Origin of the sequence: Pseudoalteromonas sp. P1-30, assembly GCF_001400005.1 — a bacterium.
In the GTDB taxonomy this organism is placed as follows: Bacteria; Pseudomonadota; Gammaproteobacteria; order Enterobacterales; family Alteromonadaceae; genus Pseudoalteromonas; species Pseudoalteromonas atlantica.
The window spans coordinates 49,911-76,284 of record NZ_LKBC01000001.1; the positions used below are offsets into that span (position 1 = coordinate 49,911).

Sequence of the window (26,374 nt, forward strand, 5' to 3'; positions counted from 1 at the left end):
CTTAGGTTGCCATTTTACTATTCATTAATAGAACTATTGTCGGCAAAAATAGATCTAATTGGGCGCAGTATATTATCTAGCGTTTTAGAAAAATGACTCTGCTCAATGGTAACGCTCGAAGACCATGCCTCAGGCATGTTAAGGGCTCCAACAGCTTTCACCATACAGCGAATTTCGTCTCCAACAAATTCATTGGTCAATTCGAAGGTGTTTTTTACCGTGTACGTTAGTGGGTAACCACTTGCAAACCAGTAATAACGAACATCTTTAACGCCTTGAATGTTTGCTTGGCATTCAACTGTGTTTCCTGCAAGGGCATCCCCGACGATCTTTGGTCTCGCTAGAAATGGCTCTGGGAGCTTTTCGATTTCTGAGGTTTTTTGTAAAACCTCAATAAAATCAATGTTAAAGTTTTCTTGCTCTGTTGTTGGGTTACCATTATGTGATTTTAGAGCATAGTCTAATTGTATATCTAGCCTTTGTAAGTACGTTGCAGGGGTGGGGACACGCCCAACTTCTACCCACTTTTCATTACCTGAGTCATCACTAATAGTAACATTGATATACGTCATGTCAGTATCAACAATAAACTCCCAAGTGTGGTATTCGCCATCCCAAAACTCCATTCCACCTTCAATATTACTTTTTTGCTCTGTTAATTCCCCCCAATAAGCTTTGTAACTCTTATAACTTGAGGATTGCTTGGCAAAAATATTTTTTACAGCAGTATAATGATAATGTGAAGACAAGCCATTTAACCACTGACCATTAAGGCCGTCGAGTTCAAACCAGTCCACTTCAATACGGTTAGCAGTTCGCCAAAATAAAAAGTCAGGGTTGTACGACCAAAAAGCTGGGAATAACCCACCTGGTAAGTCACTTTGGGCTACTTTGGGAAGCATATACCGTATCCTAAATACTTTCGGCCCGCTCCAAGTGTAACCATGACCCAGATCATTTACACTGTAAAAAGCGCTCCCTCTCCAACGGTCACTTTTTTTAATGAGCGCTAACGTTTGGATTTTTTCATCACTATCGTGAGGATAAGCGTTGTAGGTACCATTAGGAGCAATGAGCTGAGCGCTCGCGCCGACTGCAGGGTTAAAACCTGGGGCAGCCCATAGGTCGGCCTCGCCACTGGCACTATGTTTTACTCTATCATGACGAAAGTCATCATAGAATACTCTCTCAAACCCTTCAGGCACGACTCTTTCTTTACCACTATTTACCCGAACCTGTGAAGGACTAATTGATTTCCCCCATTCAGTCCATTCCTGTTCATCATGGATATATCTATAAGGAAAATCTTCTTTATCCATAACCGGGCGAGTATCTTTGTACGGGTGGTCGTTTGGTAAATCAATTGGACTTAATTGGCTATTAGTCGAATCAGCGAGTGCAGCTGAGCGATGTGCAGCCCACCCTGTCATTTTACGAACCATTGCTTCTGAAGGTTCTGTTAAGCCAAAAGCTAAAGTGTCGTAAGCCCAAGCCATATTTCCGGTGCTCTTATCTCCAAGGTAGGAACTCGGCTCATATAGCCATTGTCCAGAAAATCGATCTGGTTGCTCAGTGTCAGTAGATAACGATACACCATTTACAGAAGCAAAAAGCTGTCCATATCGTATCCCTGTTACGACCACGTTCCATGTTTTACCGTCCGCGATAACTTCATTTTTGGTTGTAATAATACGCTTATCGAGCCCAAAGCTATTTAATCCAACGTATTGAATATTCAACCCATTTGATTTGTCATACCAAATTTTGGGCGATGATTTATTCGATCCATTACCTTGATTTATATCTACAAGAGTTGTTTTTTCATCGTTGCCTGTCTCTGCATCAATTCTAAATACAAAAATACACCATCTATAATTCCACCTAGCATCACGCTGGCCAGGAACTGCAAAGTAGCTTCCCGTATTTTCTAAAAATTCAACCCCTTTTTTTGCGTCCGTTTTAACAGGCTGCAAAGCGTCTGTAGTTTGAGTCGCATTGGCAATAATTGTGCCTCGGGAAGAATGTTTGGGTAATTTACCTACTTGAGCATCCTCCTGAAAGTACGCAGTCATAAGCCACTCTGGGAAAAGGTTTAGCGCCCAAGGTACTTTTTTCTCACTTGAAATTGCGCGCTCAGGAATGCGCATAGATAAGGGTAAACGTCCTTGAGTTTGTTCTAAAATAGTAACTTTTGAGTCATTATCAACATCATAGTTACCTTCAAGTTCGGGGTATTCATTAGCTAAAAAATTTAATAGCTGGTAGCGCTCTTGGTCACTGTATAAACCATCATTATTAGGGTCAAGGTTCATTTGGGTGCTTAGCGAGTTAAAGCTGAATATTAAACAGCAACTTAATACTAGAGCTAATTTCTTTTTTGGTTTCATAAGTAAATTTCCATATAAATTTAATTATCTAAATACTTAATGAGCTCACAAAAACTTGTAAGCTTATTATAGAAAAATTTAATATTTACAGAATCAGGGTACGCTCTTTTGAAAATTTTGAGGCGCTTAGCTATGGAGGAGAGAGCAGCTGATTAATTACTCTCTTGCTATAAACTCTAGCGCAGGTATTTTGATAAATCTATTTATTTAATTGGCTTTAAAAAAAGCTTCATATAAATATAAAGAGAAATTAAACATTTTTTGAGAATCCATAGTATTAAATAGCAATTTATTGAGTTTGACGAATTACATGAGCTACTTCATTTTATTTAAACTTTATTCACTGCTCGTATAGGGGTTGTTTCTTAATTACATGAATACTAATATGGTTTAATATTTGATGGATAAAAAGTTATTGGTTAATGAGTTACCAACCGTTGATAGATGATTCTGCTTCACTAATCGAATTTACGCGTGTGTATTTAGCGCTTTTTTATACGTTTGTGGCGGGGTTTTACACCGTTAGAATTATTTATAAAAATCGTTCAACGCCCTCGGGTGTTATTTTTCCTGGCGCTAAGTTTTGTACTAGCTGGTGGAATCATATGGCGTTTAAGTTTTTTAGAGCTGCTATATGGTTTGTGTGTGTGCTGCGTGTGTTTGTGCCTGCCACCGATAACTACTTAGGTATGTTTTATACCTTAAATGGGTGGCCGGGGGTTATGTTTGGCAATATTATGCTCACGGCGGGCTTTGTTCTCAGTATGGTTGTTCATTTTCATATGGCGTCACTTTGGCGCTCGGGTATAGACCCAAATGGGCCTCAAACACTTAAAACTACCGGGTTATATAGTTTTTCGCGCAACCCTATGTATGTTGGTGTGGCAACTGCTCAGTTGGGGTTCTTTTTAGCATTACCAAGCTTATTTAGCTTAATTTGCCTTGCTGTGGGCTTATATGCGCTTTATAAACAAATAGCGGTTGAAGAAGCGCATTTAGTAACGCGTTTTAATAATGACTACCTAAAATATAAGCAAACCGTACCGCGCTGGTTGTAGGTTATTCAACGGTTGCTTTTATTTGCAAATGGCTATTTATAAAATCTTGCTTTGAAAGCGGTTTAGAATATAAGTAGCCTTGAATGTAATCACAGCCCAACGCGATTAATTGTGCTTGTTGGGTTGGGGTTTCTACCCCTTCGGCGACCACTTCTACCCCTAAGTTATGCGCCATAGTAATTATGGCTTTAATTAGCGCTATACTGCTGCTATTTGCTTCAATATTTTGTATAAACGATTGATCTATTTTAAGTATATCAATGTCTAACTGCTGCAAGTACGCAAGCGATGAGTACCCAACACCAAAATCATCAATGGCAATGTCTATATCAAGCGCATTAAGGCGTTTTAAATGGTGCTGAATAGCGTTATCTGGGTCCATTAAGCTGTTTTCAGTTATTTCAATTAAAATAGTATGAGGTGGCAAATTATAAAGTTTGCACGCCTCTACCCATTGAGTAACCCAAATACCGTCGCGATCAATTTCTAAAGGCGAGGTATTTACACTAATTTGCACCGGTGTATAGCTTAGTTTATTAAACTGCACCGCATCGCGAACAGCTTGCGATTTAACCCATTCGCCTAGCTCTTTTATCAAGCCATTTTGCTCTGCTATATCGATAAACTCAACAGGGCCAATAATGCCTCGCTCTGGGTGGTTCCAACGGATCAGCGCTTCTGCTTTTTTTAGCGTACGTGAATGGGGGTCCCATATTGGCTGATAGTAAAGTTCAAATTGATTGTTATTTAAGCCAATGCGTATTTCTTCTATAAGGCGGCGCTTTTCAATCGCCAGTTCTTCCATTTCGTATGAGAAAAACTCAAACCTATTTCGCCCCTTACTTTTTGATAAATACATCGCTTGGTCGGCTCGTTTAACTAAGGTTTCGACCGATATGCCGTCATGCGGAAAAAACGCCACGCCTATACTCGCGGTTACCTGCACATGTTCGTTTTTTATGGTTATTGTTCGGGTCAGGCTTTTCATTACATCGTGTGCAATGTGCGAAACCGCTGTTGTATCGCTTATTCCTTTTAGTATTAGGGTAAACTCATCACCGCCTAAGCGCGCCACTATGTCTTGCTGTTTTAAGCAGCGGCGAAGTCGCTTAGCCACTTCGTGAAGTAATAAATCACCAAAGTCGTGGCCTAAGCTATCGTTTACCTCTTTAAAGCCGTCTAAATCAATAAATACCAAAGAAAATGGTTGTTCAGGTGTGCTTACAAGCTGTTGCAGGTGCTCATAAAAATAACGGCGGTTAGGTAGGTCGGTTAAGCCATCTTGATAGGCATATTGATGCAGCTGAACATTGGCATTTTCGAGCTCTTTTGTTCTTCGTTTTACTTGGTTTTCTAGCAGGTTATCGCGCTGTTCTATAGTTTGCAGCATGGTATTAAAACAGCTTGTTAGCTTACCCACTTCGTCCTTTGAAAGCTCTTTTGCACGTAAGCTATAGTCGTTAGATGAGGTAATTTGCTCTGCTGTTTGTGCTAAATATAAAATGGGGTTTAAAAAACGTTTTCTGAGCATTAGCGATACAAGCAAACTTAAAATAAAGCTAAAAATCATTAATACAATAATAAACCGGCCATAAAAAGCGGCTCTATCGTTTAGGTCAGTGTCGTCTGCGCGCACAATCAGCGTACCGTAGCGTTGAGCGTCAATTGTTAATGGCGTTTTTACTTCTATTGTATGCGGGGCTGAGCTTTCTTGGCTGTATTTAGGCGACGTTACGCTTGCAAGTTGTTGGCTAAAATTGTTTATCACTTCTACCGATACAATATCGGAGCGCATTAATAACGGCTCAATCAGCTCTTTTATTGCGGCGGTGTCGTAAAATATTAAAGCAGTACTAATATTGGGGGCTAATATTTGCGAGAGTGATTTTAGGCTTTGTGTTTGTTCTTGTTTTGCGGTTTTTAGCTCATACGCGCTAAAAACAGCAGTAACGGTAGCCGTAGAAATAAGCGCAACGCTCATTAAAATAAACAGCAGCTTTTTACTCATTGAGTTGAGTGAGAAGTAGTTTTTCATTATTTACCCCTCAACAACACGTGCTAGGCGCAGCACTTTTGAGCTCATAGTAATGCCTGCTTTTTTAAGCTTGCTTGGGGCAACTTCAAAGCGCACCTTACTACTTGAAAGGAAAAATCGAATATGTCCTTGTGCGGCTATAAAGCCATCGGTTTCGCCAACTATCATTGTATTTTTTAAATTAAGCGCGGGGTGGGCATCTAACCACATGTTATAGGTATTATCGGTAATAAATACTATATCACAGCCCTCAAGTGCAGTTGTCTCAAGGGGAGTTAGTTTATTTCGTAAGTGGCGTTTATGTACTTTTCTGTTTTCTAGGGCGGCATTTGCTATTGCTATAAATTGGCTGTCGGGGCTACAAATTAAAAAGTCGGAGCCGTTTTCGGGTGCAGATTGCCATTGCCCTAAGCGGGCAAAGTTATATAAAAAGCCTGCTTTAAGCACATATTCTTTTTGCACCGCAAACACGCTTGAGCTTGTACAAAGCGCAAGGCAAAAAAATAGGTAAAGCAATCGATTTAAAGGCTTAAGCATTGGCTCTCTTAAAATGTTGCACTAACAGAAAACGTAACACACTCGTCTATGTAATTAGGAACCGTAAATGTTTCGCGAGTATTGGCGTATTCTATGTGTGAGCCTGCAAATAAATTTTTGCCTGATACTGCTGTGGCCCAGTTATTGTTTATTTTCCAGTTCCATGTAAGGTCTACAGCGGTGTAGTTATCTGTATTGTAAGTGCTTGAGTTTTCGGCTCTTAGCGTGGCAAAAATAGAATGCTGCTCACTTAATTGGTAATTCAGTTTAGTAAATAATTGTCTGTTTACTGAGTCGTAGCCAATAGTAGGGCGCGTTGCATTAGGTAAGTCGTAATCTATTTTTGTATAGCTGTAACCAACTTCGCTGCTTAAGTCGTCCATTAGTTGCATCGAGAACAATAAATCACCGCCGGTTGTGGTGGTTTCACCTACCGAAACAAAGTCGTAATCTAAGCTTGTTGTTTGAAGCGCCGCAAATGCTTGTGACACTTCCCCGGCTAAATAAAAGTTTAATGCAGGTATAAATTGTTCTACATGAGGGTTTAAACTAATTACGGCAACATCATCCGCTTGCGTATTAAATGCAGAAACATCTAAAGACCACTCCGCCTTTGATATACGGTAGCCTAGCTCGTACGAGATATAATTTTCGGCTTTTACGTTATCGTTACCATTTAAAAATGTAGCTATATGGTATTGATCTATTTCAGCAATACCCGACTGCATGCCAATTACGTCTGAGATTTTTTGGCCATTTACTCTAAAGTTATCGTTAAATTCAATTAGTGTAGGAATACGCACGCTACGTGAAATTGAACCCCATGCTAGGTGCTCGCTATTTGGCTGATAGGTAAAGCGGGCAAGGGGTTGATTTTCCCAACCGGTTAAATCGTTATGTTCTATTTTTGTGCCTACAATGAGGTTTAACGTATCTGGAATAACACTGTATTGCGCTTGCAGCATGGCACCGTATTGATGAAGGTCTTCTAGGTCTTTATCGCTATTAATAAAAATGCTGTCTTGAAAAGAAATATCATTAAATCGATAATTAAGTCCCCAATCTACCTGGAGTGCTCCGGTAATAAAGTTCATTTGATAATCAACGTCAATCGATTCAAAATCTTCATTTATATAGGGTTGTTCACCATGTTGTTTAAGCCACGACATTTGCAGCATTTGGTTTGCATTATCTGAAAGACGATGCTCAACACGGGTCATTAATCGCGTATCGCGCCTATCTGCAATAGTTGGAAATTGCTGACTGCGGTTAGACGCATCTACTACCCCAGTAAGGTTTTGGCCGTGCTCTGTGTGGGTATGATCCCCTTGCAGGAGGATTGACCACTCATCGCTTGGCGTAAAATCAGCTCTAAAGCCGCCAGCGTGCTGTTTAGTAAAGTCATTAGGTTTAATGCGGCTGCCTTTTTTAGAAGGTGCGGTATTTTTAGTATTATAGTAGCCCCTGTAACTACCAATATCAGAAATATCACCACCATGGCGAAGGCTTATGTCGGCATTTATTTGATTACCTGTAATTGCTTTAGCGTAAGTGTTGCGTGTATCTAAGCTATTTTTAGTAATGATATTGATCACGCCGTTATTTGCGTTATTACCCCATAACAACCCGCCCTGACCACGAATAACCTCAATGCGTTCAATATCGTATAAAGGCACATGCAACGACTCCCAATACACAGCCGCAAATTTGGGGGTGTATAGGCTTTGCCCATCTATCATTACTAATAATTTGCTGGAATACCGTGAAGCAACACCGCGTGCAGAAATAGCCCATTGATTGTTATCAAGTTGTCTTACGGTAAGGCCTGGCACCATTTTTAATGCCTCAGGAATAGAGGTAGCGCCCGAACTTGTAATTTGCTCTTTGCTTAGCACATAAATAGAAGAGGCGGTGTTAAAGGCCGATTGTGCTCGTTTCATTGCAGAAGTTGCTTGAACATCCATTCCCATTAACGCGTCAAGGTCTAAGTCATCGTCGTTTAATGGTTCTGCAGCAAGTATTGGTGAGGCAATAATAAGTGAGCACAATAACTTTTTAGGTATTTTCACCTAGGTTTCTCCACAGGGATCAAAAATCAAAAACAGGATATATTTTTGTAAAACATTTGTTACCACAAAATATTAGCATACTTTATATTGCTAAAAGTACACTTTATTAAGCTAACTAGCATAAATTACTAAGTAGTAAGGGTGTTTTAAAATTTAACGCTAAATTATTAAAGTTTTGTAGTTTTTAAATAAAATTAACAAATAAAGCTACAAAATCAAGTAATAAGGCAGTGTACATTAGGCGCTGCTTGTAAATTCGCTTATCTAATTTAGCTCGCTGGCTATATCATTAATTATTAGATGGTATGTAAAACGCAGCACACCTAAACACACGCATTAATAAGGTAAATTACTTATAGTTAGCTGGTTCATGCAGGTAAAATAATTTACCCTAAGTGTATTAATCACTTTTATATTATTTGTTTTTATGAGCCTTCTTTTTTCTATTGCGCTAGCAAGCCTTCCTGCTTTACCCGAACCCGTTGCAAACAATGCCGTAGCTAAGGTTACTGTTGAAAACCAACGCTATTTTTTGAGTTTTATGGGGCTTGGTAAAAACAAACAACATAGCGATGTACACAATAAGGTATTTTCACTAAAACTGGGCGACAGCGCATGGCAGCAACAAGCGAGTGTGCCTTCAAGTTTGCCATTAAAGGGGCGCTTAGCCAGTACTGCTGTTGGCTTAGGTGAATACGCTTATATTTTTGGTGGTTATACGGTAGATAGCGATCATACTGAAATTTCAAGCCCCGATGTGTACCGTTTCGATATAAAAAACAATACGTATAAACACCTTGCAAGCATGCCAGTACCGGTTGATGACAGCGTAGCGCTAAGCTACAAAGAGCGTTACATATACCTTATTAGCGGCTGGCATAACGATGGCAACGTAAATTTAGTACAAGTTTACGATACTAAAAACAATACATGGCAGCAGGCGTCGCCTTTTTTAGGTGAGCCAGTATTTGGCCAAGCGGCTGCTATTAGTGGTAATACTATTGTTATTTGCGATGGCGTTAAAACCCAAGCAAATCCAGATTCTCGCCGCTCGTTTGCAGGTGTTGCTCAGTGTTTAAAAGGCACAATAAATGCCAACAATCCGCTAAAAATAGATTGGCGTACTTTGCCTCATCCAACGGGGGAGTCGCATTACCGCATGGCTGCTACTAGCTACAATAACAATATTTACATGATTGGCGGCTCTAATAACCCCTATAACTACAACGGTATTGGTTACAATAAACAGCCCGCCCCGGCGAGCAACCATGTGTGGCGTTTTAATATAAAGCAAAACACGTGGCAGGTATTACCTAATGTAGCTGTTGGCAGTATGGATCACCGTGGCCTACTTGAGCATAACGGGGCTTTATATCGTATTGGCGGTATGAACAACCAACAACAAGTAATAAACGATGTACTAGGGTACGAGGTAGCACAGTGAATACACTTTATATTACCGGTGCAGGGGTAAGTGCTGCTAGTGGCATACCTACATTTAGAGGCGAAGATGGCTTTTGGACTATAGGCAGTAAAAATTATACGCCCATGGAAATGGCCACGCGTGCTATGTATCAAAACAATCCGCGCGAGTTTTTAGCCTGGTATTACAACCGTTTTGCTGCCTATCGTAACCATGGCCCGAATGAAGTACACCATTGGCTGAGCGATAAAAATTTAATAACCCAAAATATAGATGGTCTTGATGGCAAAGCCGGTAACAAAAATTACATTGCTATACACGGTAGGCTCGATCAAATGACGTTATTTCATGAGCAAGGCGAAGCCGTTAAACCGCTTATGACTCCGTGGGATAGTGTAGATGAAAGCCGCCTGCATGAGTCTCTTTTTGAGCTATTTAATATTCAAAACCAAACACCGGAGCTTAATCATTCGTTTAAGCCTTTTGTGTTGTTGTTCGATGAATTTTACACTGAGCTTTACAGAATAACCGAAGCACAACAGCGTATGCTCAACGCCGATAAAATTGTATTTATGGGCACCTCGTTTAGTGTAAATATCACCCAAATGGCATTAGAAGTAGCCCGTAATTACGACATACCTGTAGAAGTGGTAGACCCTAACCCTGTTCACATAATGCACAGCAACGTAACGTACAAAAAAATGAATGCATTAGAATACATCCAATCTAATTAGAAAGTGCTATATTTTAAAGAGATTGCTAATGTTTTCTTAAATATTACAATCTCTTTATATAATATTAACGAGTCAACAATGTTATTATTATCCTTATTATAACAATACTAAAGAGACTTGAATGAGCGACCTAACTGCAATAGCAAACTTGTCCATTTTACTTGTAGAGCCTTCAGAGGTTCAGCAAAAAATAATAATAAAATCGCTTGCAGAAAGTGGTGTTAAACAAGTAGAAACTGCGGCTACTCAAGCGCAGGTTTTATCGTTACTTGAAAGTTACCACCCAGACCTAGTAATAAGCTCGATGTACTTATCAGACGGCACAGCCGACTCATTATTGCAAAAAATAAGACTTAACCCCGCCACTGAACATCAACCTTTTATGCTTATATCGAGCGAGCGTAATAAAAAGTACCTTGAGCAACTACGCCAGTCGGGTGTGTTGGCTATTTTACCTAAGCCTTTTAGCGCAAAAGCCATTACTCGCGCACTCAAAGCAACCCTCGATATAATAAGCGAAGAAGAAGTAGATCTTGATCATTTTGATGTAACGCTACTTCGCGTACTTGTAGTAGACGACAGCCGCTTTGCTCGTAAACACATAATACGCGTACTTGCTGGCATGGGGATCCCCGAACCCGTAGAAGCCGAAAACGGAAAAGAAGCCATAGCGCACCTTAGTGAGCAATCGTTCGATTTAATCGTTACCGATTACAACATGCCAGAAATGGATGGTCGCGAACTAACCGAAACTGTACGTGGCTCAAATGCTTACTCGCATATTCCTATTTTAATGGTGAGCTCAGAGGCAAACGACACTCACCTAGCTAATATTGCGCAAGCAGGAGTTGATGCCATTTGTGATAAACCGTTTGAACCGGCCACAGTGCGAGAATTACTTTATAAAATAATGTCTTAGTCTTTTAAAAAACGGCTAACAACAGCGGTAGTTAAATACATAACTACCGCTGTTTTGGCTTATTGGCTTGGCACGTTATATAACTGAAACGCTACAAAACATAAAATAACCGCAATACAGCTATCAAATACGCGCCATCTAAACGGGGAGCTTAAAACCTTTTTTAATTTTGGCGCAAACAACACTAAGCTACTAAACCAAATAACAGAGGCCACACAAGCACCAATAGCAAAGTGCATAGGCGCGGGTTGTAATGCGCCAATGCTGCCAAGCAGCAATACGGTGTCTAAATAAACATGTGGATTTAGTAAGCTTATAGCAAAGGCTGCAAGGGCCGTTTTCCACCAGCTCACTTTTATTACCTGAGTTACTTTTAACCCCGATGTGCCTTTAATTGCGCTGCGCGCAGAGCCAAATGCTAAGTAAAGTAACATAGCTATACCGCCCCACGTTAACCACGGTAATAACCCCGGCAGCCATAGCTTTAACTCATTAGCGGCAAATACACCTACAATAATTAGCGTGGCGTCGCAAAGTATACAAACCGCAGCTAAAACAAAACGGTTAGCGCCCGCCATACATTGGCTTAAAATCCAAATATTTTGCGCCCCAATGGCAATAATTAAACTTAGCCCTAACATCACACCCGACAAAAACGACATACTTCAAATCCACTCAAATAAAACCCGTTATCCAATGCCTTGCAGGGTAGGGGGGATTCTGTTACAAATCCAATGAATATATTTATTGTTATATGCGTAAAACTCATGATTGATTACCAGTTACTCAATGCGCTTAGTGCCGTTATAAGTGAAGGCGGATTTGAAAAGGCCTCAAAAAAATTATTTATTACCCAATCGGCGGTGAGTAGGCGTATTCATCAGCTTGAGGCCAAACTAGGCGAGCCCGTATTAATAAGGACCCAACCGCCAACGCCCACGGCACTTGGTAAACGTTTACTTAACCATTTACAGCAAGTATTGCAGCTAGAAGTGGCCCTTAATGTAGAGGCACTTAACGAGCACACAGATTTAAATACCCCGCTTAGCGTAAAGCTTGCTGCTAATGCGGATTCGCTTGCCACCTGGCTTCCCGAAGCACTCGCCGTATTAGATACAGAGCTTGCGTGCAAATTACGCTTTGAAGTCATTAGTGAAGATCAATCCATTGCCCATAAAAGAATGAAAGACGGCGAGGTTATGGTGTGTATTAGCTCATCCCCCGAGCCCGTTAATGGCGGCCTAGTTAGCCCACTTGGCGCCATACGCTACAAAGCCATTGCAAGCCCCGATTTTATAAAACAACATAAGCTTACTGAGCTTTCGCAATTAGCGCATTTACCGTGCTTGGTATTTAGTGAGTATGACAAGCTACAACACCAGTTTTTAGAAGATATTAATGGCTCAGCCCCACTGTTTACCCATATTTACCCTTCGTCAGAGGGATTTAAACAAGCCATGATCGCAGGCCTAGGTTATGGGCTATTACCTACATTACAGCTAGGAGACTCGCTGGTAAAAGGGGAGTTAGTCGATTTATTCCCAGAATATTATATTGATACACCTTTGTACTGGCACTATTGGCAAACCGAAAGCCCGCAGCTTAAAACGTTGCGTAAGTTTGCATTGCAAGTAGCAGGCAAACGGTTAGAGCCTATTAGCCCATAAAGGCTAAGCCTGCGTTTATAACTGCCCTAATCTGTAAATAAGCAGTGCTGTTTTAGCGGTGTTTTTATTAAGTGAGGTTAAATCGGCGGTTTCGTTTTTAGTGTGTGCGCCACTGCCCATTAGGCCTAGGCCATCAAGCGCCATATCAACATGGTTTGCAGCAAACGAAATATCAGCCGCACCGGCATTACGAGGGTTTGCAGCCACCACTTTGTTATAGCCTAAGTCTTGGCTTGCTTGGCTATACAGTGCAAGCAGCTTTTTATTACCCTCAGTGAGCCCCATTGGTGGGTAGCCATCTTCAAAAATAAGCTCAGCGTGGCTGCCATTTAAGCTTTTAGCCACTATTTGCTGCATCACTTTTTTAGCGCCTTCTACCTGCTTTGGCGAAAGCGCCCGTAAATCACCCGCTACATGGACGGTTTGCGCAATTACGTTACTTTTCCCAAACGCCGTGGCTGACGAGTTAGCACTATCGTAATCGGCATTTGTACCGCCTACAATAAGCCCGGGGTTAAAGGTTAAATTAGGTTGTGTAGCTAGTTGCTCTCTAAAGTCATTTAAAATACGCGACGCTTCGTAAATAGCGCCATAGCCCACACTGTCACTAAATATTTGCGATGAATGTGCAGCATTGGCCGTTACATTTAACGTCCAGCCGGTATAACCACGGCGCGCCGCCATAGCGGTTTTAATATTGTTATCGCCGTTCTCAAAACCTAGCGCTACGTCAGCCCAAATTGCGCCATCAACAATGGCTTGTTTAGATAAGCTCAGTGGGCGGCCGCTGCTTTCTTCATCGCCGGTAAGCAGCACTTTTACGCTTACGTTTTCAAGTAAATTGAGCGCTTGCAGGCTTTTAAGTGCGGTAATTATAATAGTGTTACCACCTTTCATGTCGGCTACACCTGGGCCGCTCGCGGTGTGTTCATCAATTTGTTTATAGGTAGTAAAGTTATCGTGTTTAGCAAACACGGTATCAAGATGGCCGATCATCAGTATTTTTATTGCATCGGGGTTTTTACTTTTGTGCGCAGCTAATACATGCCCAGCTCGGTTAAACGCGCTGCCATCTAACCACTCAACCTTAAAACCAATGGCTTTTAGTTGCTCGCTTGCAAGCGCGCCCACCTTTTTTACGCCTTCAATATTTAGTGAACCGCTATTAATGTTTACCGCTTGTTCTATTTCTTTAAGCGCTTGCGGCATATTTTGCTCAACCTGTTTTACTATTTCACGCTCGTTTTTATTAAGCGCCGCGTGGCTTGTAAACGGTAGGGTACTCGCAAGGGTAAAAATAAGTGCTTGGCTAAATTTTAAAAGTGACATAACAGCCTAATAATTGAAAAATAGTTCAGCTAATATGAAGTAAAAATACAACGGGTTCAATAGAAGTAGCTTGTGATTCTTAACTAATTTTATAAGCAATAACGGGTTACAAGGTTAAGGGTTAAAGGGGTATGCGTTACTGGTTTAAACTCAGGTATTTAAAATATGATTTGTTAATTAATAACCAACCGGTATAACTAAACAATGATTTGTCTGATATTACTTATCTCCACCATTTTGGGGTTTTGCTACATTTAGGAAAGGTAAGGTGAAGCTAACTATTTGTTTACAGATATTTATTTTATAGCTAGGATAAAATCACTTTAATATAGGGGCATTTTTCGGTTTGTAAAACGACAAATGCCTTAGACTAAGTTGTTATGTCTCAGGGAATCCAATGCACATATATGAGCACCTAACTCGAAGAGAAACCGAGGTATCAACCCTTTCAAATAAAGAGCTTGAAAATATTCTTGAATTTCAAAATAGAGCGAAAGACTTTGATACAGCAATGAAAAAGTATCACAAAGGCGCTATGTCCAAACATTTGATAACGTCAGACCAAGATTTAAAAAAACAATCTTTTGAGGCAAGCACTCCCGAATTAGACCATGTTCAAGCGTTAGCGATAAAATTTAGATTTTTTTACGCAAATAAAGAACCTACTCAATTCGAAAAAATTGCTAATATTTTACGCAAACATGCAAAAGATTCATGGGCGGTTAGCTATATTGATTTTGTTAAAAATCAATATAAAGAAATTATGAAATCCTCAGATACTAGTAGTGAATTTGATTCACCTATACCAAATAGAGAAATAATCAATTTGTGGTTTAATTCTCACTTCTTTCATTCTGACTTAGATAAAAGAGAAAAGTTGGAATTATTACATGATGATATTTCGAAAAAAGTTTCTCTATTTCAGTTGTATGTATCTATTATCGGTGTATCAACCCAAATAAGATCTTTATATTCAATAGTCCATAAACTTGATAGTCACAATCTTATTATTTGTACTCCTGAACATGATTTTTCTAAACACAAAGCTCTATAGACATAACAAGCAAATCAGCAAGGACTTTGCTCCTCACCCGTTTTAGTGGACACCTCCTCATCACTTTGAGGAGGCTAAAATGCCTAGATATACCCAACCTAGAAAGACATGGTTTTACCCCGTTAATTTCAAAATCAAAGCAGCCAAGCTAAGCTTACGAGATGATATCATGTCAAAGGGCGCTCCCGAGGCGCTTAATATTCATCCTTTTATGCTCAGTCGTTCGCGACAAGGATATCGAGAAGGTAAATTTAAAAAGCTACTGTGCCAATGGAGAATACATTGTAGTGAGTGATCCATAATAAAACCCATTAAACTATTAACCACTTATAGTGTTCACTTTGATAGGCTAAGCTTCAGGCTTTTGTTTGTATAAAAAGCAAAATATTACATGACAGTGCATAAACAACTGGCATGCTTGTCACCTTTATTTTTTACAGGGAAGTTAAATGAACTTAAATCAAATTACATTACCCGTTACGGATATGGAAATTTCGACTAAATTTTATCGCGACTTAGGTTTTACCCAAATTGTAGATACCCCACATTATGCTTGCTTTGAATGCCCAGATGGGAATTCAACTTTCTCATTGTCTTTAGATCGAGGTGAGTTTTATTGTGGCACGGTAATATATTTTGAACATCAACAATTAGATGAACTGGTTGAGGCTTTAAAAGTTAAAGGTTTTGTATTTATACAAGAACCTACAGACCAGAGTTATTTATGGCGAGAGGCCGTACTGCATGATCCGTCAGGTCATAAAATTAAGCTTTATTGGGCGGGTGTTAATAGAGTTAATCCACCTTGGCGTGTAGAAGTACGCAGCTAATCAGACCTTTAATTATGCAGTGTTCAACCTTACGCTATTAAAATCTAACCTCAAAATACAAACAACCATCAGGTTTAACGCCATTGGCATTAAACCTGAAAGCTCAAATTCAACCAATCATCGTTAATTAGTCGGCATTAAATATATCTCGCGCACGTTGTTGCGCTGGTTTGCTTCAATGGTAAACAATACGGCGTCGGCCACATCTTGTGGGTCGAGTTTGCCGGGTTTTGCTTCATCAAAAAATGGAGTGTTTACCATGCCAGGGGCTATGGTGGTACAGCGGCCGTTCCACTCGCTCATTTCCTCAGCTAAGTTTTGGCCAAACCCGTAAGCAAACCATTTAGTTGCGCCATAAATAGAGCCTTTTATTGGCTTACGGGCAGCGGCTGAGCTGGTTAATATAAAGTGGCCTTTGTTTTAGCCCACATGTCCGTGCGCTTTATTTAGAAATTTGCTACCACGACAAAGTAATGCACAGTATCCTGTACATGTAATAATTTTCCAGCTAAACTTGTCTTATATAATGTACAAGTGAGGTGCAAAATGAGAATAGTGTCTTTTACCGAAGCCCGAAATAGTCTAAAAGCCGTTTTGGATAATGTAATTAATGATGCAGATACGACAGTAATCACTCGTCGTGACACTGAAGATGCGGTTGTAATGTCATTAGATTACTACAACAGCCTTATGGAAACTGTTCATTTACTTCGCTCTCCAGCGAACGCTGAACATTTAAACAGTTCAATTGCGCAGTTTAAAGTGGGCAAAACGACCCCACGAGAACTTATTGATGAGTAACAGGTTATTATCATGGACTGATGAAGCTTGGAATAGTTACGTCTACTGGCAGACTCAAGATAAGAAAACCTTGAAACGTATAAATAAGCTAATTGTCGATGTTAAGCGCTCTCCTTTTGATGGGATTGGAAAACCGGAACCCCTCAAAGAAAATCTTTCAGGCTTTTGGTCTCGTAGAATAGATGATACAAATCGTTTGGTATATGCCGTGGATGAAACAGCAATTACAGTTATCTCGTGTCGTTACAATTACTAAATAAACAAGATAAACAAGACACCCATCTTAAATTCTTCATACTATCCAGCCAGTATTTATCAAAAACAACCGTCAGGTTTAACGCCATTGCCATTAAACCTAACAGCTCAAATTTAACCAATCAACGTTAATTAGTTGGCATTAAATAAATTTCGCGGACGTTGTTGCGCTGGTTTGCTTCTATTGCAAACAGTACGGCGTCGGCCACATCTTGTGGGTCGAGTTTGTCGGGCTTTGCTTCATCAAAAAATGGGGTGTTTACCATGCCTGGGGCTATGGTGGTACAGCGGCCATTCCACTCGCTCATTTCCTCAGCTAAGTTTTGCCCAAACCCGTAAGCAAACCATTTAGTTGCACCGTAAATAGAGCCTTTTATTGGCTTACGGCCAGCGGCTGAGCTGGTTAATATAAAGTGGCCTTTGTTTTGGCGTAAATGGGGCAGGGTTGCTTTTGCCGTCCACAGCAGGGCTTTAATGTTTATATCTATCATGGTTGACCATTCATCGGGGTCGCCTTTTTCGGTGCCTGCGATTGAAACGCCCATACCCGCGTTGGCAAATGCGGCATCTAGTCGGCCAAATTTTTTAAGCCCTTTTGTTACTACGTTTTCAAGTTCGGTAAAGTCGGTGGCATCTGCGGGTACACTCAGTGCGTTATCTTCACCTAACGACTCAACTAGTTCAGCTAATTTATCTTCACTTCTGGCGGTAAGAATGACTTTATGGCCGTTATTAACCAATGTTTTTGCACTCGCTTCACCTATGCCACTAGAGGCACCTGTAATTAGAACTACTTTTTCTTTCGCCATGATTATTTCTCCTATGTTTACATATTCAAAATGATAAGAACGGTTTAACTAATACGTGCTATTAACTGTACCAGTTCTGGGTTAACGGGGCTTGAATGCAGGTCACTTTACGAATGAATTATTTGGATGATGTTAGATGAGTGGCTTTAATGGGTTTTTGCAAAGGTGGAGTGTTCGTTTTTGTTATACTTTTTATAAAAAAAGCGCACCTTAAAGTGCGCTATACGTTTATTGTGTTATGTCAAAGCTAACTGAAAGGTCCTCAGTTTGCGGTACACTAATTTGCTTAAGTTGATAAACAGTGAAATCAGTATCTTCTAGCTCTGCATCGTCTATATGTGCGGTGCACGTATAGCCAAGTTGGTAGTCTCCCGGTGTAATGAAAGCAAGCTCAAACTCATATTGGTTATCGTCTTGATCAAATACAACATTTGCGGTCGCAAGTGGAGCATCTTCTGGGGTTTGCTCATCTATTTCATATATATCTTTAGGTACTTGAGCATCTGATGAATATAAATATACGGCGTGTCCAAACGTTGAATCTGCAGCAGCAGTGGCGATATTGTCTGTTTCACAGTTATTAATAAGCGCTTGGCTTACTGTGCCTTCAATTTCTTGTGACTCAGAAAGATTTTGTAATCGTACGCCTCTAGGTTTTAAAAAGATCTCCTCATTATTTTGGGGATCGACCAGCGATTTTTTTAGGTCAAATTCTAAAACAAAGTCGTTATCAGTTTGGTTAAGTGTAAAGCCATCGAGTTGTATTTCGCCTACACCATCATTCCCTTTTCTTTTAACCACGAGCGGAGCAATGCTGTCGTCTTCGTATACTACGTGAGATGTAAAACTAAGGTTATTAGTATCGCCATTTATAACCTGAGCGCGGATCCACGAGTATTCGCCTGCTGGCACTTCTTGATCGTCAAGCAGCTCAAAAACATCGTCCCCGGTGTAATCGAGCAAATTAACCATTTGTGGTTGAGATGCGTCAGTTTCACTTCGGGTTTCAAAACTAAATTCTTCATCGCCTTGTGTTTTAATAGTGATTGAATCAAACACGACGTTAACCGCTTTTAAACCACTAACCGGCGCATCTGACACACCAAGGCTAAAGGTTGATTTGTCGCTAGATTGTGGCGGTGTTGTGTCATTGTCATCACTTGAAGAGCCACACCCCGCTAATGCAAAAAGAACGGCGCTGCTGACTAATGTTGATTTAAAATTCATGATTAACTCCTTTAGTTTATAAAGCGAATTGTAGAAGGGCTAAGCTGAATTTAGATTGAACTGGTTTTTAGAATAGTTACTTGAAGTTAATCTTTATTTTACTTTGCGCATTTTTGAACAAAAGTATGTACGCCATAGGTTAACTAGTTTGTGAGCACTAAGGTTTTAAGTGTGAAAATTTAAGCGAAAAAAAGAAAAACTTTGCCCAATTAATTTGCTGATATAGGCACACCTTCCACTTATTTTAATGCTATCGCTTTAAAATTTTTACTATATACTCCCGCCACTTCTTTTGAAGTGTATAGATTTAATTCTTGCTGATAATCAGCCCATAGTTGGAATATGTATGAAAGATAAACTTATTGTGTTTTGGCAAAGCCATTCAGAAACAATCATCACTTTAGGTTACAAAGTGGTATTAGCCTTGGCTATTTTAGTTGCGAGTGCGCTTATTGCGCGTTCAGTAAAAAAAGCGATTAAAAATTCTAAGTCGCCATTAAAAAAAGTAGACGAAACGCTACTGCCGCTTTTATCGAGCATTGCGGGGTATTTAGTTTACATAATTGCTGGGCTGTTTATTTTAGATATTTTTGGCGTTAATACGGCAAGCTTAATAGCGCTAATGGGCGCGGCGGGTTTAGCGATTGGTTTGGCGCTTAAAAACACCTTAAGTAATATTGCCGCTGGCATTATGCTACTCATACTGAGGCCATTTAAAATAGGCGATTTTGTAGATGCGAGCGGCACGCTTGGCACAGTAAACGAAATAAACTTATTTACGACCATTTTTAAAACCACCGACGGCCTTTATATCGCATCGCCTAACGGTAAAGTGTGGGGCGGCAACATTAAAAACTTTACCCGCAACGGTAAAAGGCGCATGGATATAGTGGTGGGAATTTCGTACGCCGACTCTATTGATGTTGGCTTAAATGTACTTAAAGAAGTTGCCGAATCAGAAAGCCGATTACTCGCAGATCCAGCGCCTAAAGTAATGGTTACTTCAATAGGCGAAAGCGCAGTAAATATTCAATTACGTGGATGGGCTGTAAATGGCGATTACTGGCAAACCGTGTGGGATTTAAATAAACGCGTTAAAGAGGCCATAGAAGGCGCGGGGCTGAGTATTCCGTTTCCGCAGCGAACGCTGCATATATCTGAGTCGATGGCATCGGCAATAACAGTAAGTAAAGAAACTTAAACTCTATTAGCACAAACACAAATAAAAATAGCGAGCCTTGGCTCGCTATTTTTGTATCAGCTTTTTGCTGACGAGTATTAACCTTCTAATTGAAAGTCGTATACCGAGCCTAAATTAAGCAGTTGGGTTAGTTCATCCAGTGCTTGGTAGCTTTCGGTAAGTAGGGCTGAATCGGCAAAGTCGCTTGCACCTAACTTATCGCGGTAGTTACGCTTTGCCCAGTCACAAAGCTGAGTGTATTTAGTATCGGTTAAAATAACCTCAGGGTTTACTGCAGCAAGTTCTTGCTCGTTAAGAGCTACACGTAAACGCAGGCAGGCAGGTCCGCCGCCATTTTGCATACTTTGGCGCAGGTCAAAAAACTGCACTTGGTTTACTGGGTTATCGGCTAAAATCATTTCTTCAATGTAGGCGTTTACTGCGCTGTTACGTTGGCACTCTTGTGGCGCTACTAATAGCATTGAGCCATCATCTAGGCTTACTAATTGGCTATTAAACAAGTAACTGCTTACAGCATCGCTAATGCTTACTTTATCGGTAGGTACTTCAATTATGTATAGCTGTTTGCTGCCGGTGTAGGCATCGCGAATTTCTTGCAGGGCATCTTGTTGGTTTAAAAATGCTTGCTGGTGGCAAAGCAATACGTTTGCGTTACCTACTGCAATTACATCGTTATGAAACACGCCTTGGTCTATAACATCTGGATTTTGCTGCAGTAAAATTTGGCTCGATTCTTTTAAATTATGTAATCGGCAAATGGCTTCTGAGGCTTCTAGTGTTTGCCTTGCAGGAAACTTAGCCGGTTTTGGTAATTGGCTGTTAAAGGCACTTGCACCAAATACAAACATTTCTAGGCCTTGCTCGCCGTGGCTGTCGCAAAGTCGGGTGTGGTTAGCCGCGCCTTCGTCGCCAAAAAAGCCCTGATCGGGTAAATGCGTGTGGTGTGCAAAATAGCTATCGTTATTAAACATGGCTTTTAGTAAGCGGGTAGTTGTAGCAGGCTCTAGCGAGCGGTGAAACTTATTGTTTAAATTAGCTGAGGTTAAATGCACTTTGCCATCGAGGGTATCTGGCGATGGAGAAACAGTAGCGGCATTGGCGGTCCACATTGCAGAGGCCGAATAACACGCGCGCAATAAAATAGGGTCGGCTTTAAATGCTTTATGAATAACTTGCGAGTCGTTGCCGGTAAATCCTAGGCGACGTAGTACGTTTAAATCGGGGCGTGCGTGGGGCGCAAACACACCTTGTGTTAGGCCTTTGTCGTGCATGGCTTTCATTTTTTCAAGGCCCTGTAACACAGCTTCTTGAGGGTTTGAAAAACTTGCCGCATTATTTAACGAGGCAACGTTACCATACGATAAACCCGCATAGTTGTGAGTAGGGCCAACTAAGCCATCAAAATTTACTTCTAAGGCGTGCATACACGTTCCAATCATATTGTTTTTAGTTACTTAACAATACAACGCAATGGCCGCGCTTGCAAAGCCTATAAATACGAAATTTATCGGCTGTAAACTCGCTCTTTGTCGCACGTAGTATGGGTATTACTCGGATCGTTTACCTGCCATACGCTAATGTCTAAACGCCATAGTAGGTAAAGGGTGTGGTATAGGTTAGCCATGGTATTTTCCTTGAAAGTTTCACTGAACACATCTGTACTGTGGAAGAATTATGCCAACTGTTAATTGAATATTTTATGAATACAAATCAGATATTTATTAAAACACTAAAAATAACTTTTGAGCGCTTAGCACCATTTTGGGGCTAAAAGGCTTAAAAGTTGCACCAAAAAGCCACGCAGCGGGTGCGTGGCGTATGGTTTATACGCTGTATTTAGCGCCCTACTTTACCCTTTACTAGTGGGTCGAACGACAGCACACTAAATTTTCCTTGGCTGGCATTTTTACCGTTATTTAATACTGGCGAGCGGTGTAGCTCATCTACGGTAAAATATATTTTATGATCGGCGCCATAACTAAAGCCATCAGGCCAGCTCAAGCGCTCGTCTTTAAATAATACCTGATATTTACCGCTTGGTTTTACTACACCAATTGCGCCGTTGGTTATATCGGTAACATACACATTGCCGCCGCCATCAACAATAATGCCATCTGAAATGGGTTTAGTGCCGTAACGCGTTACTTTACTTTCAAGGGCGCTTGCGCTCAGGCTTTTATTGTTAATATCGCTTGTGGCAATACGATAAACCGACGTGCCAGACATAGAGCCAAAGTAAAGCCACTGTTCACTTGGGTCGAGTGTGATTGGGTTTACCCCTAAACGTGCTGGTTGGCCGCCTAGTTTCATGGTGCGCCCTTCAATGACCATGTCGATGTTTTCGGCTGTGGTGTATGGACTATTTTGTAATACTCTGCGCGCCTCACCTGTTTTTAAATTTACGGTAATAATAGCGGCTTGGCTGCCTTGTGCGGTGTCGGCAATGTATACAACGCCGTGTTTATTATCGATAACTAAATCGTTTAAAAACGAGGTGTCGGTAATGGTGGGTTTAGCTAAATAAATTATTTTATGCAGCTGCTCTTTGTTGGTATCCCAACCGACTAAACGCCCAGCATGATCAGGGCCTGATGTATCAAGCATCCATAACACGCCATCGGCAGATACATTTATGCCAAGTACGTCGTAAAAGCCTTTGCCGTTTTTGTACGCGTATGCCCATTCTTCATTAGGGTAGGGTTTGGTGGTGCCATCGCTTAATAGCTCCATAATTTTTTGTTTTTGGCCGTAAAAACCATGTACCGATAAAAACTTACGACCCGATGGCGTAATAGCAATATTACCCGGTGGGTGCTGCGCGTCGAAAGTAGCAACTGTTTTTAAATCGGTGTGCGTAGGTTGGGTATTAGCAAATGCACTGCTGGTTAAAAATGCGGTGCTGCAGGCTGCTGCTAAAAGTATTTTTTTAATCTGGTTCATGCTTAAAAGCCTTCTAAAACAAGTTTACCGCGTGAGGTGTGCGATTCTAAAATTTGATGCGCTTTATATAAATTAGCGGCGTTAATTGGGCCTAAATTTTGCCCAAGCGTGGTTTTAAGTGTACCTGAGTCTATCAGCTCACTAATTTCATTAAGTAAGGTGTGCTGCGCTGTTATATCGGCGGTAGTAAATAGCGAGCGGGTAAACATAAACTCCCAATGCACCGATATACATTTACGCTTAAATTTTAAAATATCGAACGATGAAGGGTCATCTATTAGCGCAAATTTACCTTGGGGTTTAATACACTCAACTATTTGATCTTGGTATTGGTCGGTATGGGTTAAGCTAATAACGTAATCAAACTCAGCTAAACCAAGCTCTTTGCGCTGCTCGTTTAAATTTTTAGTATGATCGAGCACATGATCCGCTCCTAATTCTTTAAGCCAAGTTACGCTTTGCTCGCGCGATGCAGTACCTACCACGTTTAGCCCCGTAAGTTGCTTGGCAAGCTGTACCAAAATAGAGCCAACGCCACCTGCGGCGCCAATAACTAAAATAGACTGCTGAATATTTTGCTTATTTTTAGGCACTTGTAAGCGCTCAAACAGCATTTCGTAAGCGGTAATACTGGTTAGCGGCAGCGCTGCGGCTTGTGCGTCGGTTAATGTTTTAGGCGCACGCCCTACAATACGTTCATCAACCAATTGAAATTGCGCATTACTGCCTTGGCGCGATAAATCGCCAGCGTAAAATACACGATCTCCCACATTAAATAACGATACCGACTCGCCAACGGCTTTTACAACGCCTACGCCGTCCCAGCCTAATACTTTGTAGCCTTGCTCCGGTGCTACATTGGCACGTATTTTTGTATCTACAGGGTTTACCGAAATAGCCTTTACTTCGATAAGTAGGTCGTGCCCGCTGGCTGCTGGGGTATCAAGCTCAATTGCTTGTATAGAGCTTGCTGTAAGCGTTTTAGTGTTTTTGGTGTAGCCAAATGCTTTCATGTGCGTTCCTGATGATTTTAACCAAGTGTTTTTAACTTATAAGCACTATAGCTCAGTTGAAAAATAGAAAAAGACATGAAAAACTAAAGCACTTTCAAATTTTAATTGAAAATATGCGATCATTTAACGATATTCAAACTTTTATAGATGTAGCCAGTTGCGCCAGTATTTCTGAAGCTGCACGACAAAACGAGCAAACCCCAGCGGCGGTAAGTGCAGCTATTAAGCGCCTAGAAAAAGATTTAGGAAACGTGCTGTTTATTCGCTCTACTCGCAGCTTACGCTTAAGTGTGGCAGGGGAGCAGTTTTTAAGTTACGCCAAAGACTCCCTTTCGCTTATTCAACAAGGGGTAGCTGCAGTACAAACCGCAGTGGGCGAAGTAACGGGAACGCTACAGGTATCGGCTCCGTGCGACTTAGGGCGCAATAAACTAAGTGAATGGCTTAATGAGTTTTTAGCACACTACCCGCATGTAAAACTTAAACTGCACTTAAGTGACGAAGTAAGCGACATTTACAGCCAATCAATTGATATTGCACTGCGCTTTGGTGTACCAAAAGATTCGCAGTTAATTGCAGCGCCACTTTTTTTAAATAATGCGCGTATTTTAGTGGCCTCTGCTGAATATGTAGCAAACAATGGATTGCTTACACATCCACTTAACTTAACGCAGCACACCACCATTACCTTTATGCGCTTTGGCGAAGTGTTTAAAGAGTGGCGATTTTATAAAAATGGCGCAGTGCAAAAAGTGCAGCTAAATTGCCAACACATAGTTAACGATGGCGAAATGGTTAGGCGCTGGGCGCTAGAGGGCAAAGGCATTGCGTATAAGTCGTACTTAGATGTAATTGATGATTTAGCAAGCGGGCAGCTCGTTCATTTATGCCCCGAGTGGCAAAGCGATCCGCTACCGCTTTATATGATGTATGCCGATCGGCGCCAAATGACCCCGGTGATCAGCGCATTTAGGGCGTTTATTCAACAAAAAATAACCGCGTTAGTGGGCTAACTCATCATCGTTTTTAGTTGCTAAATCGCTTATTACTAAATCAAGCAGCTGCATTAGCTGTTTGGCTTGTGTGGGGTCTACACTTTCAAACTTACATAATATGTTTTTTGGAATATCAGCGGCTTCGTTTTTAAGGGCTTGCCCACTTTGGCTAAGCTGAATTAGGCGCTTTCGCTTATCGTGCTCATCTTTAATAACAGCCAGTAGAGACTTTTCGGTCATTTTTTTGAGTATTTGAGTCATAGCGCCACCATCAATAGCGGTTTTATCTATTAGCTGCGCTATGGTTATTTTGTCTTGCTCCCACAGCGCCATCATTACGACATACTGCGGATACGTTAAATTAAGTGCAGCTAAAGGCTCACGGTAAGCGCGGGCAATACTATTTGATGCCATATATAACCTATGACAAAGCTGATTTTTTAATTTTAATTGCTCAAATGACATACCTAACTCCTAGTGCGTTAATACCTTCAACTCAAAAAACATTTTAATTTGCATGCAAAGTATTTGCAATCTCTAATTACTTGCCCTATTATTTTGCATGCAAACTAAATTAATTGATAAACTTTGGAGTTCACTATGAATGTATTACAAAACGTTGCTTACACAGCAAAAGCAACTGCAACCGGTGGTCGTGAAGGTGTAGCTAAATCAGACGATGGCCGTTTAAATGTAAACTTATCAACCCCAAAAGGGCTAGGTGGCGACGACGGACAAGGCACAAACCCAGAGCAATTATTTGCAGCTGGTTATGCAGCGTGCTTTATTGGTGCACTAAAATTTGTAGCCGGTAGCGAAAAAATTGCGCTACCAAGTGATACACACATTAACTCTGAAGTATCTATTGGCGCGATTGAAGGCGGGTTTGGCATTGCAGTAAAATTAGCTGTATCACTCGGTGATATGGATAAAACAGCAGCGCAAGAGCTGGTAAATAAAGCACACCAAGTATGCCCATACTCAAACGCTACTCGCGGTAATATTGAAGTAGAGCTTTCGGTTATTTAATTAACTGATCACTTAGCATTGTAATAGCCCAGTGGTTTGCCACTGGGCTTTTTTGTATGCAA

At 40.8% G+C, this 26,374-nt stretch carries 24 protein-coding genes and 2 pseudogenes; 13 read left to right on the forward strand and 13 right to left on the reverse strand.

Annotation, left to right across the window (positions count from 1 at the left end):
- Positions 1 to 17: 17 nt before the first annotated feature.
- A complete protein-coding gene (locus AN395_RS00215; protein WP_054981653.1) occupies positions 18 to 2,312 on the reverse strand; it encodes a hypothetical protein in 2,295 nt (764 codons plus the stop codon).
- Between the two features lie 497 nt (positions 2,313 to 2,809).
- On the opposite strand from AN395_RS00215, the gene AN395_RS00220 reads away from it, so the two are divergent.
- Positions 2,810 to 3,445, forward strand: coding sequence for an isoprenylcysteine carboxylmethyltransferase family protein (locus AN395_RS00220; RefSeq protein WP_054981654.1), 636 nt, complete (start codon positions 2,810 to 2,812; stop codon positions 3,443 to 3,445).
- A 1-nt stretch (position 3,446) separates the two neighbouring features.
- Here AN395_RS00220 and AN395_RS00225 read toward each other — a convergent pair whose 3' ends face one another.
- The 3 genes from AN395_RS00225 to AN395_RS00235 are packed head-to-tail and all read right to left on the reverse strand — an operon-like array spanning position 3,447 to position 8,086.
- Positions 3,447 to 5,480 carry an EAL domain-containing protein gene (locus tag AN395_RS00225; RefSeq protein WP_054981655.1) on the reverse strand — a complete coding sequence of 678 codons (2,034 nt, stop codon included), beginning with the start codon at positions 5,478 to 5,480 and terminating at the stop codon, positions 3,447 to 3,449.
- Positions 5,481 to 5,483: 3 nt separating this feature from the next.
- On the reverse strand, positions 5,484 to 6,017 hold the full coding sequence (locus tag AN395_RS00230) for a YfiR family protein (protein WP_095206586.1): 534 nt from the start codon (positions 6,015 to 6,017) through the stop codon (positions 5,484 to 5,486).
- 8 nt (positions 6,018 to 6,025) lie between these two features.
- Complete coding sequence (locus AN395_RS00235) at positions 6,026 to 8,086, reverse strand: TonB-dependent siderophore receptor (RefSeq protein WP_054981656.1); 2,061 nt, start codon at positions 8,084 to 8,086, stop codon at positions 6,026 to 6,028.
- 427 nt (positions 8,087 to 8,513) lie between these two features.
- Between AN395_RS00235 and AN395_RS00240 the strand changes: the two genes are divergently transcribed.
- The 3 genes from AN395_RS00240 to AN395_RS00250 all read left to right on the forward strand — a co-directional run bounded on the left by AN395_RS00240 (position 8,514) and on the right by AN395_RS00250 (position 11,162).
- Positions 8,514 to 9,530, forward strand: coding sequence for a kelch repeat-containing protein (locus AN395_RS00240; RefSeq protein WP_054981657.1), 1,017 nt, complete (start codon positions 8,514 to 8,516; stop codon positions 9,528 to 9,530).
- Positions 9,527 to 10,243 (forward strand): Sir2 family NAD-dependent protein deacetylase, encoded by a 717-nt coding sequence (locus AN395_RS00245; RefSeq protein ID WP_054981658.1) that lies wholly within the window; start codon positions 9,527 to 9,529, stop codon positions 10,241 to 10,243. The genes AN395_RS00240 and AN395_RS00245 overlap by 4 nt, the downstream gene beginning before the upstream one ends.
- A gap of 121 nt (positions 10,244 to 10,364) precedes the next feature.
- Positions 10,365 to 11,162 (forward strand): response regulator, encoded by a 798-nt coding sequence (locus tag AN395_RS00250; protein WP_004587007.1) that lies wholly within the window; start codon positions 10,365 to 10,367, stop codon positions 11,160 to 11,162.
- 59 nt (positions 11,163 to 11,221) lie between these two features.
- Here the strand turns inward: AN395_RS00250 and AN395_RS00255 are convergent, their stop codons facing one another.
- Positions 11,222 to 11,824, reverse strand: a complete 603-nt coding sequence (locus AN395_RS00255; protein WP_024032917.1) for a LysE/ArgO family amino acid transporter — start codon at positions 11,822 to 11,824, stop codon at positions 11,222 to 11,224.
- Between the two features lie 72 nt (positions 11,825 to 11,896).
- Between AN395_RS00255 and AN395_RS00260 the strand changes: the two genes are divergently transcribed.
- Positions 11,897 to 12,829, forward strand: coding sequence for a LysR family transcriptional regulator ArgP (locus AN395_RS00260; protein ID WP_235576526.1), 933 nt, complete (start codon positions 11,897 to 11,899; stop codon positions 12,827 to 12,829).
- Between the two features lie 15 nt (positions 12,830 to 12,844).
- Here AN395_RS00260 and AN395_RS00265 read toward each other — a convergent pair whose 3' ends face one another.
- A complete protein-coding gene (locus tag AN395_RS00265; RefSeq protein WP_054981660.1) occupies positions 12,845 to 14,158 on the reverse strand; it encodes a M20/M25/M40 family metallo-hydrolase in 1,314 nt (437 codons plus the stop codon).
- 397 nt (positions 14,159 to 14,555) lie between these two features.
- Here AN395_RS00265 and AN395_RS00270 point away from each other — a divergent pair, with 397 nt between their 5' ends.
- The 3 genes and pseudogenes from AN395_RS00270 to AN395_RS00280 all read left to right on the forward strand — a co-directional run bounded on the left by AN395_RS00270 (position 14,556) and on the right by AN395_RS00280 (position 16,042).
- Positions 14,556 to 15,212: a hypothetical protein gene (locus tag AN395_RS00270; RefSeq protein ID WP_054981661.1), complete on the forward strand. Its 657-nt coding sequence runs from the start codon at positions 14,556 to 14,558 to the stop codon at positions 15,210 to 15,212.
- Between the two features lie 79 nt (positions 15,213 to 15,291).
- Positions 15,292 to 15,471 (forward strand): annotated as a pseudogene (locus AN395_RS00275) (IS3 family transposase); the annotation flags it as partial.
- Between the two features lie 190 nt (positions 15,472 to 15,661).
- On the forward strand, positions 15,662 to 16,042 hold the full coding sequence (locus AN395_RS00280; protein ID WP_054981662.1) for a VOC family protein: 381 nt from the start codon (positions 15,662 to 15,664) through the stop codon (positions 16,040 to 16,042).
- Between the two features lie 123 nt (positions 16,043 to 16,165).
- On the opposite strand, the pseudogene AN395_RS00285 reads toward AN395_RS00280, so the two are convergent.
- Positions 16,166 to 16,456: pseudogene (locus tag AN395_RS00285) on the reverse strand (SDR family oxidoreductase); the annotation flags it as partial.
- Positions 16,457 to 16,588: 132 nt separating this feature from the next.
- On the opposite strand from AN395_RS00285, the gene AN395_RS00290 reads away from it, so the two are divergent.
- Complete coding sequence (locus AN395_RS00290; RefSeq protein WP_054981663.1) at positions 16,589 to 16,843, forward strand: type II toxin-antitoxin system Phd/YefM family antitoxin; 255 nt, start codon at positions 16,589 to 16,591, stop codon at positions 16,841 to 16,843.
- Positions 16,836 to 17,099, forward strand: a complete 264-nt coding sequence (locus AN395_RS00295) for a Txe/YoeB family addiction module toxin (protein WP_054981664.1) — start codon at positions 16,836 to 16,838, stop codon at positions 17,097 to 17,099. The genes AN395_RS00290 and AN395_RS00295 overlap by 8 nt, the downstream gene beginning before the upstream one ends.
- A gap of 127 nt (positions 17,100 to 17,226) precedes the next feature.
- Here AN395_RS00295 and AN395_RS00300 read toward each other — a convergent pair whose 3' ends face one another.
- Positions 17,227 to 17,907, reverse strand: coding sequence for an SDR family oxidoreductase (locus tag AN395_RS00300; RefSeq protein WP_054981665.1), 681 nt, complete (start codon positions 17,905 to 17,907; stop codon positions 17,227 to 17,229).
- Between the two features lie 228 nt (positions 17,908 to 18,135).
- Entirely contained in the window at positions 18,136 to 19,134 is a 999-nt protein-coding gene (locus tag AN395_RS00305; RefSeq protein WP_054981666.1) for a DUF4382 domain-containing protein, read from the reverse strand.
- A 346-nt stretch (positions 19,135 to 19,480) separates the two neighbouring features.
- On the opposite strand from AN395_RS00305, the gene AN395_RS00310 reads away from it, so the two are divergent.
- On the forward strand, positions 19,481 to 20,335 hold the full coding sequence (locus tag AN395_RS00310) for a mechanosensitive ion channel family protein (protein WP_054981667.1): 855 nt from the start codon (positions 19,481 to 19,483) through the stop codon (positions 20,333 to 20,335).
- Positions 20,336 to 20,412: 77 nt separating this feature from the next.
- On the opposite strand, the gene astB is transcribed toward AN395_RS00310, so the two are convergent.
- From astB to AN395_RS00325, 3 genes are all read right to left on the reverse strand, one after another.
- Positions 20,413 to 21,759, reverse strand: a complete 1,347-nt coding sequence (astB, locus tag AN395_RS00315; protein ID WP_054981668.1) for an N-succinylarginine dihydrolase — start codon at positions 21,757 to 21,759, stop codon at positions 20,413 to 20,415.
- A gap of 412 nt (positions 21,760 to 22,171) precedes the next feature.
- On the reverse strand, positions 22,172 to 23,275 hold the full coding sequence (locus tag AN395_RS00320; protein WP_054981669.1) for an L-dopachrome tautomerase-related protein: 1,104 nt from the start codon (positions 23,273 to 23,275) through the stop codon (positions 22,172 to 22,174).
- A 2-nt stretch (positions 23,276 to 23,277) separates the two neighbouring features.
- Positions 23,278 to 24,288 (reverse strand): zinc-binding alcohol dehydrogenase family protein, encoded by a 1,011-nt coding sequence (locus AN395_RS00325; RefSeq protein WP_054981670.1) that lies wholly within the window; start codon positions 24,286 to 24,288, stop codon positions 23,278 to 23,280.
- Between the two features lie 113 nt (positions 24,289 to 24,401).
- Here AN395_RS00325 and AN395_RS00330 point away from each other — a divergent pair, with 113 nt between their 5' ends.
- Complete coding sequence (locus AN395_RS00330; RefSeq protein WP_235576527.1) at positions 24,402 to 25,301, forward strand: LysR family transcriptional regulator; 900 nt, start codon at positions 24,402 to 24,404, stop codon at positions 25,299 to 25,301.
- On the opposite strand, the gene AN395_RS00335 is transcribed toward AN395_RS00330, so the two are convergent.
- Positions 25,290 to 25,748, reverse strand: a complete 459-nt coding sequence (locus AN395_RS00335) for a MarR family winged helix-turn-helix transcriptional regulator (protein WP_054981672.1) — start codon at positions 25,746 to 25,748, stop codon at positions 25,290 to 25,292. The genes AN395_RS00330 and AN395_RS00335 overlap by 12 nt on opposite strands.
- 135 nt (positions 25,749 to 25,883) lie before the next feature.
- On the opposite strand from AN395_RS00335, the gene AN395_RS00340 reads away from it, so the two are divergent.
- Positions 25,884 to 26,312, forward strand: a complete 429-nt coding sequence (locus AN395_RS00340) for an organic hydroperoxide resistance protein (RefSeq protein ID WP_004587024.1) — start codon at positions 25,884 to 25,886, stop codon at positions 26,310 to 26,312.
- The last annotated feature ends 62 nt before the right edge of the window (positions 26,313 to 26,374 follow it).

Bases quoted from the DNA above. Each gene is read 5' to 3' on its own strand.
- AN395_RS00260 (WP_235576526.1), top strand. From the start codon at position 11,897: ATGAATATATTTATTGTTATATGCGTAAAACTCATGATTGATTACCAG.
- AN395_RS00320 (WP_054981669.1), bottom strand. From the start codon at position 23,275: ATGAACCAGATTAAAAAAATACTTTTAGCAGCAGCCTGCAGCACCGCA.
- AN395_RS00325 (WP_054981670.1), bottom strand. From the start codon at position 24,288: ATGAAAGCATTTGGCTACACCAAAAACACTAAAACGCTTACAGCAAGC.
- AN395_RS00230 (WP_095206586.1), bottom strand. From the start codon at position 6,017: ATGCTTAAGCCTTTAAATCGATTGCTTTACCTATTTTTTTGCCTTGCG.
- AN395_RS00255 (WP_024032917.1), bottom strand. From the start codon at position 11,824: ATGTCGTTTTTGTCGGGTGTGATGTTAGGGCTAAGTTTAATTATTGCC.
- AN395_RS00225 (WP_054981655.1), bottom strand. From the start codon at position 5,480: ATGAAAAACTACTTCTCACTCAACTCAATGAGTAAAAAGCTGCTGTTT.
- AN395_RS00280 (WP_054981662.1), top strand. From the start codon at position 15,662: ATGAACTTAAATCAAATTACATTACCCGTTACGGATATGGAAATTTCG.
- AN395_RS00250 (WP_004587007.1), top strand. From the start codon at position 10,365: ATGAGCGACCTAACTGCAATAGCAAACTTGTCCATTTTACTTGTAGAG.
- AN395_RS00295 (WP_054981664.1), top strand. From the start codon at position 16,836: ATGAGTAACAGGTTATTATCATGGACTGATGAAGCTTGGAATAGTTAC.
- AN395_RS00335 (WP_054981672.1), bottom strand. From the start codon at position 25,748: ATGTCATTTGAGCAATTAAAATTAAAAAATCAGCTTTGTCATAGGTTA.
- AN395_RS00270 (WP_054981661.1), top strand. From the start codon at position 14,556: ATGCACATATATGAGCACCTAACTCGAAGAGAAACCGAGGTATCAACC.
- AN395_RS00265 (WP_054981660.1), bottom strand. From the start codon at position 14,158: ATGTCACTTTTAAAATTTAGCCAAGCACTTATTTTTACCCTTGCGAGT.
- AN395_RS00305 (WP_054981666.1), bottom strand. From the start codon at position 19,134: ATGAATTTTAAATCAACATTAGTCAGCAGCGCCGTTCTTTTTGCATTA.
- AN395_RS00330 (WP_235576527.1), top strand. From the start codon at position 24,402: ATGCGATCATTTAACGATATTCAAACTTTTATAGATGTAGCCAGTTGC.
- AN395_RS00300 (WP_054981665.1), bottom strand. From the start codon at position 17,907: ATGGCGAAAGAAAAAGTAGTTCTAATTACAGGTGCCTCTAGTGGCATA.
- AN395_RS00290 (WP_054981663.1), top strand. From the start codon at position 16,589: ATGAGAATAGTGTCTTTTACCGAAGCCCGAAATAGTCTAAAAGCCGTT.
- astB (WP_054981668.1), bottom strand. From the start codon at position 21,759: ATGCACGCCTTAGAAGTAAATTTTGATGGCTTAGTTGGCCCTACTCAC.
- AN395_RS00310 (WP_054981667.1), top strand. From the start codon at position 19,481: ATGAAAGATAAACTTATTGTGTTTTGGCAAAGCCATTCAGAAACAATC.
- AN395_RS00220 (WP_054981654.1), top strand. From the start codon at position 2,810: ATGAGTTACCAACCGTTGATAGATGATTCTGCTTCACTAATCGAATTT.
- AN395_RS00340 (WP_004587024.1), top strand. From the start codon at position 25,884: ATGAATGTATTACAAAACGTTGCTTACACAGCAAAAGCAACTGCAACC.
- AN395_RS00240 (WP_054981657.1), top strand. From the start codon at position 8,514: ATGAGCCTTCTTTTTTCTATTGCGCTAGCAAGCCTTCCTGCTTTACCC.
- AN395_RS00215 (WP_054981653.1), bottom strand. From the start codon at position 2,312: ATGAACCTTGACCCTAATAATGATGGTTTATACAGTGACCAAGAGCGC.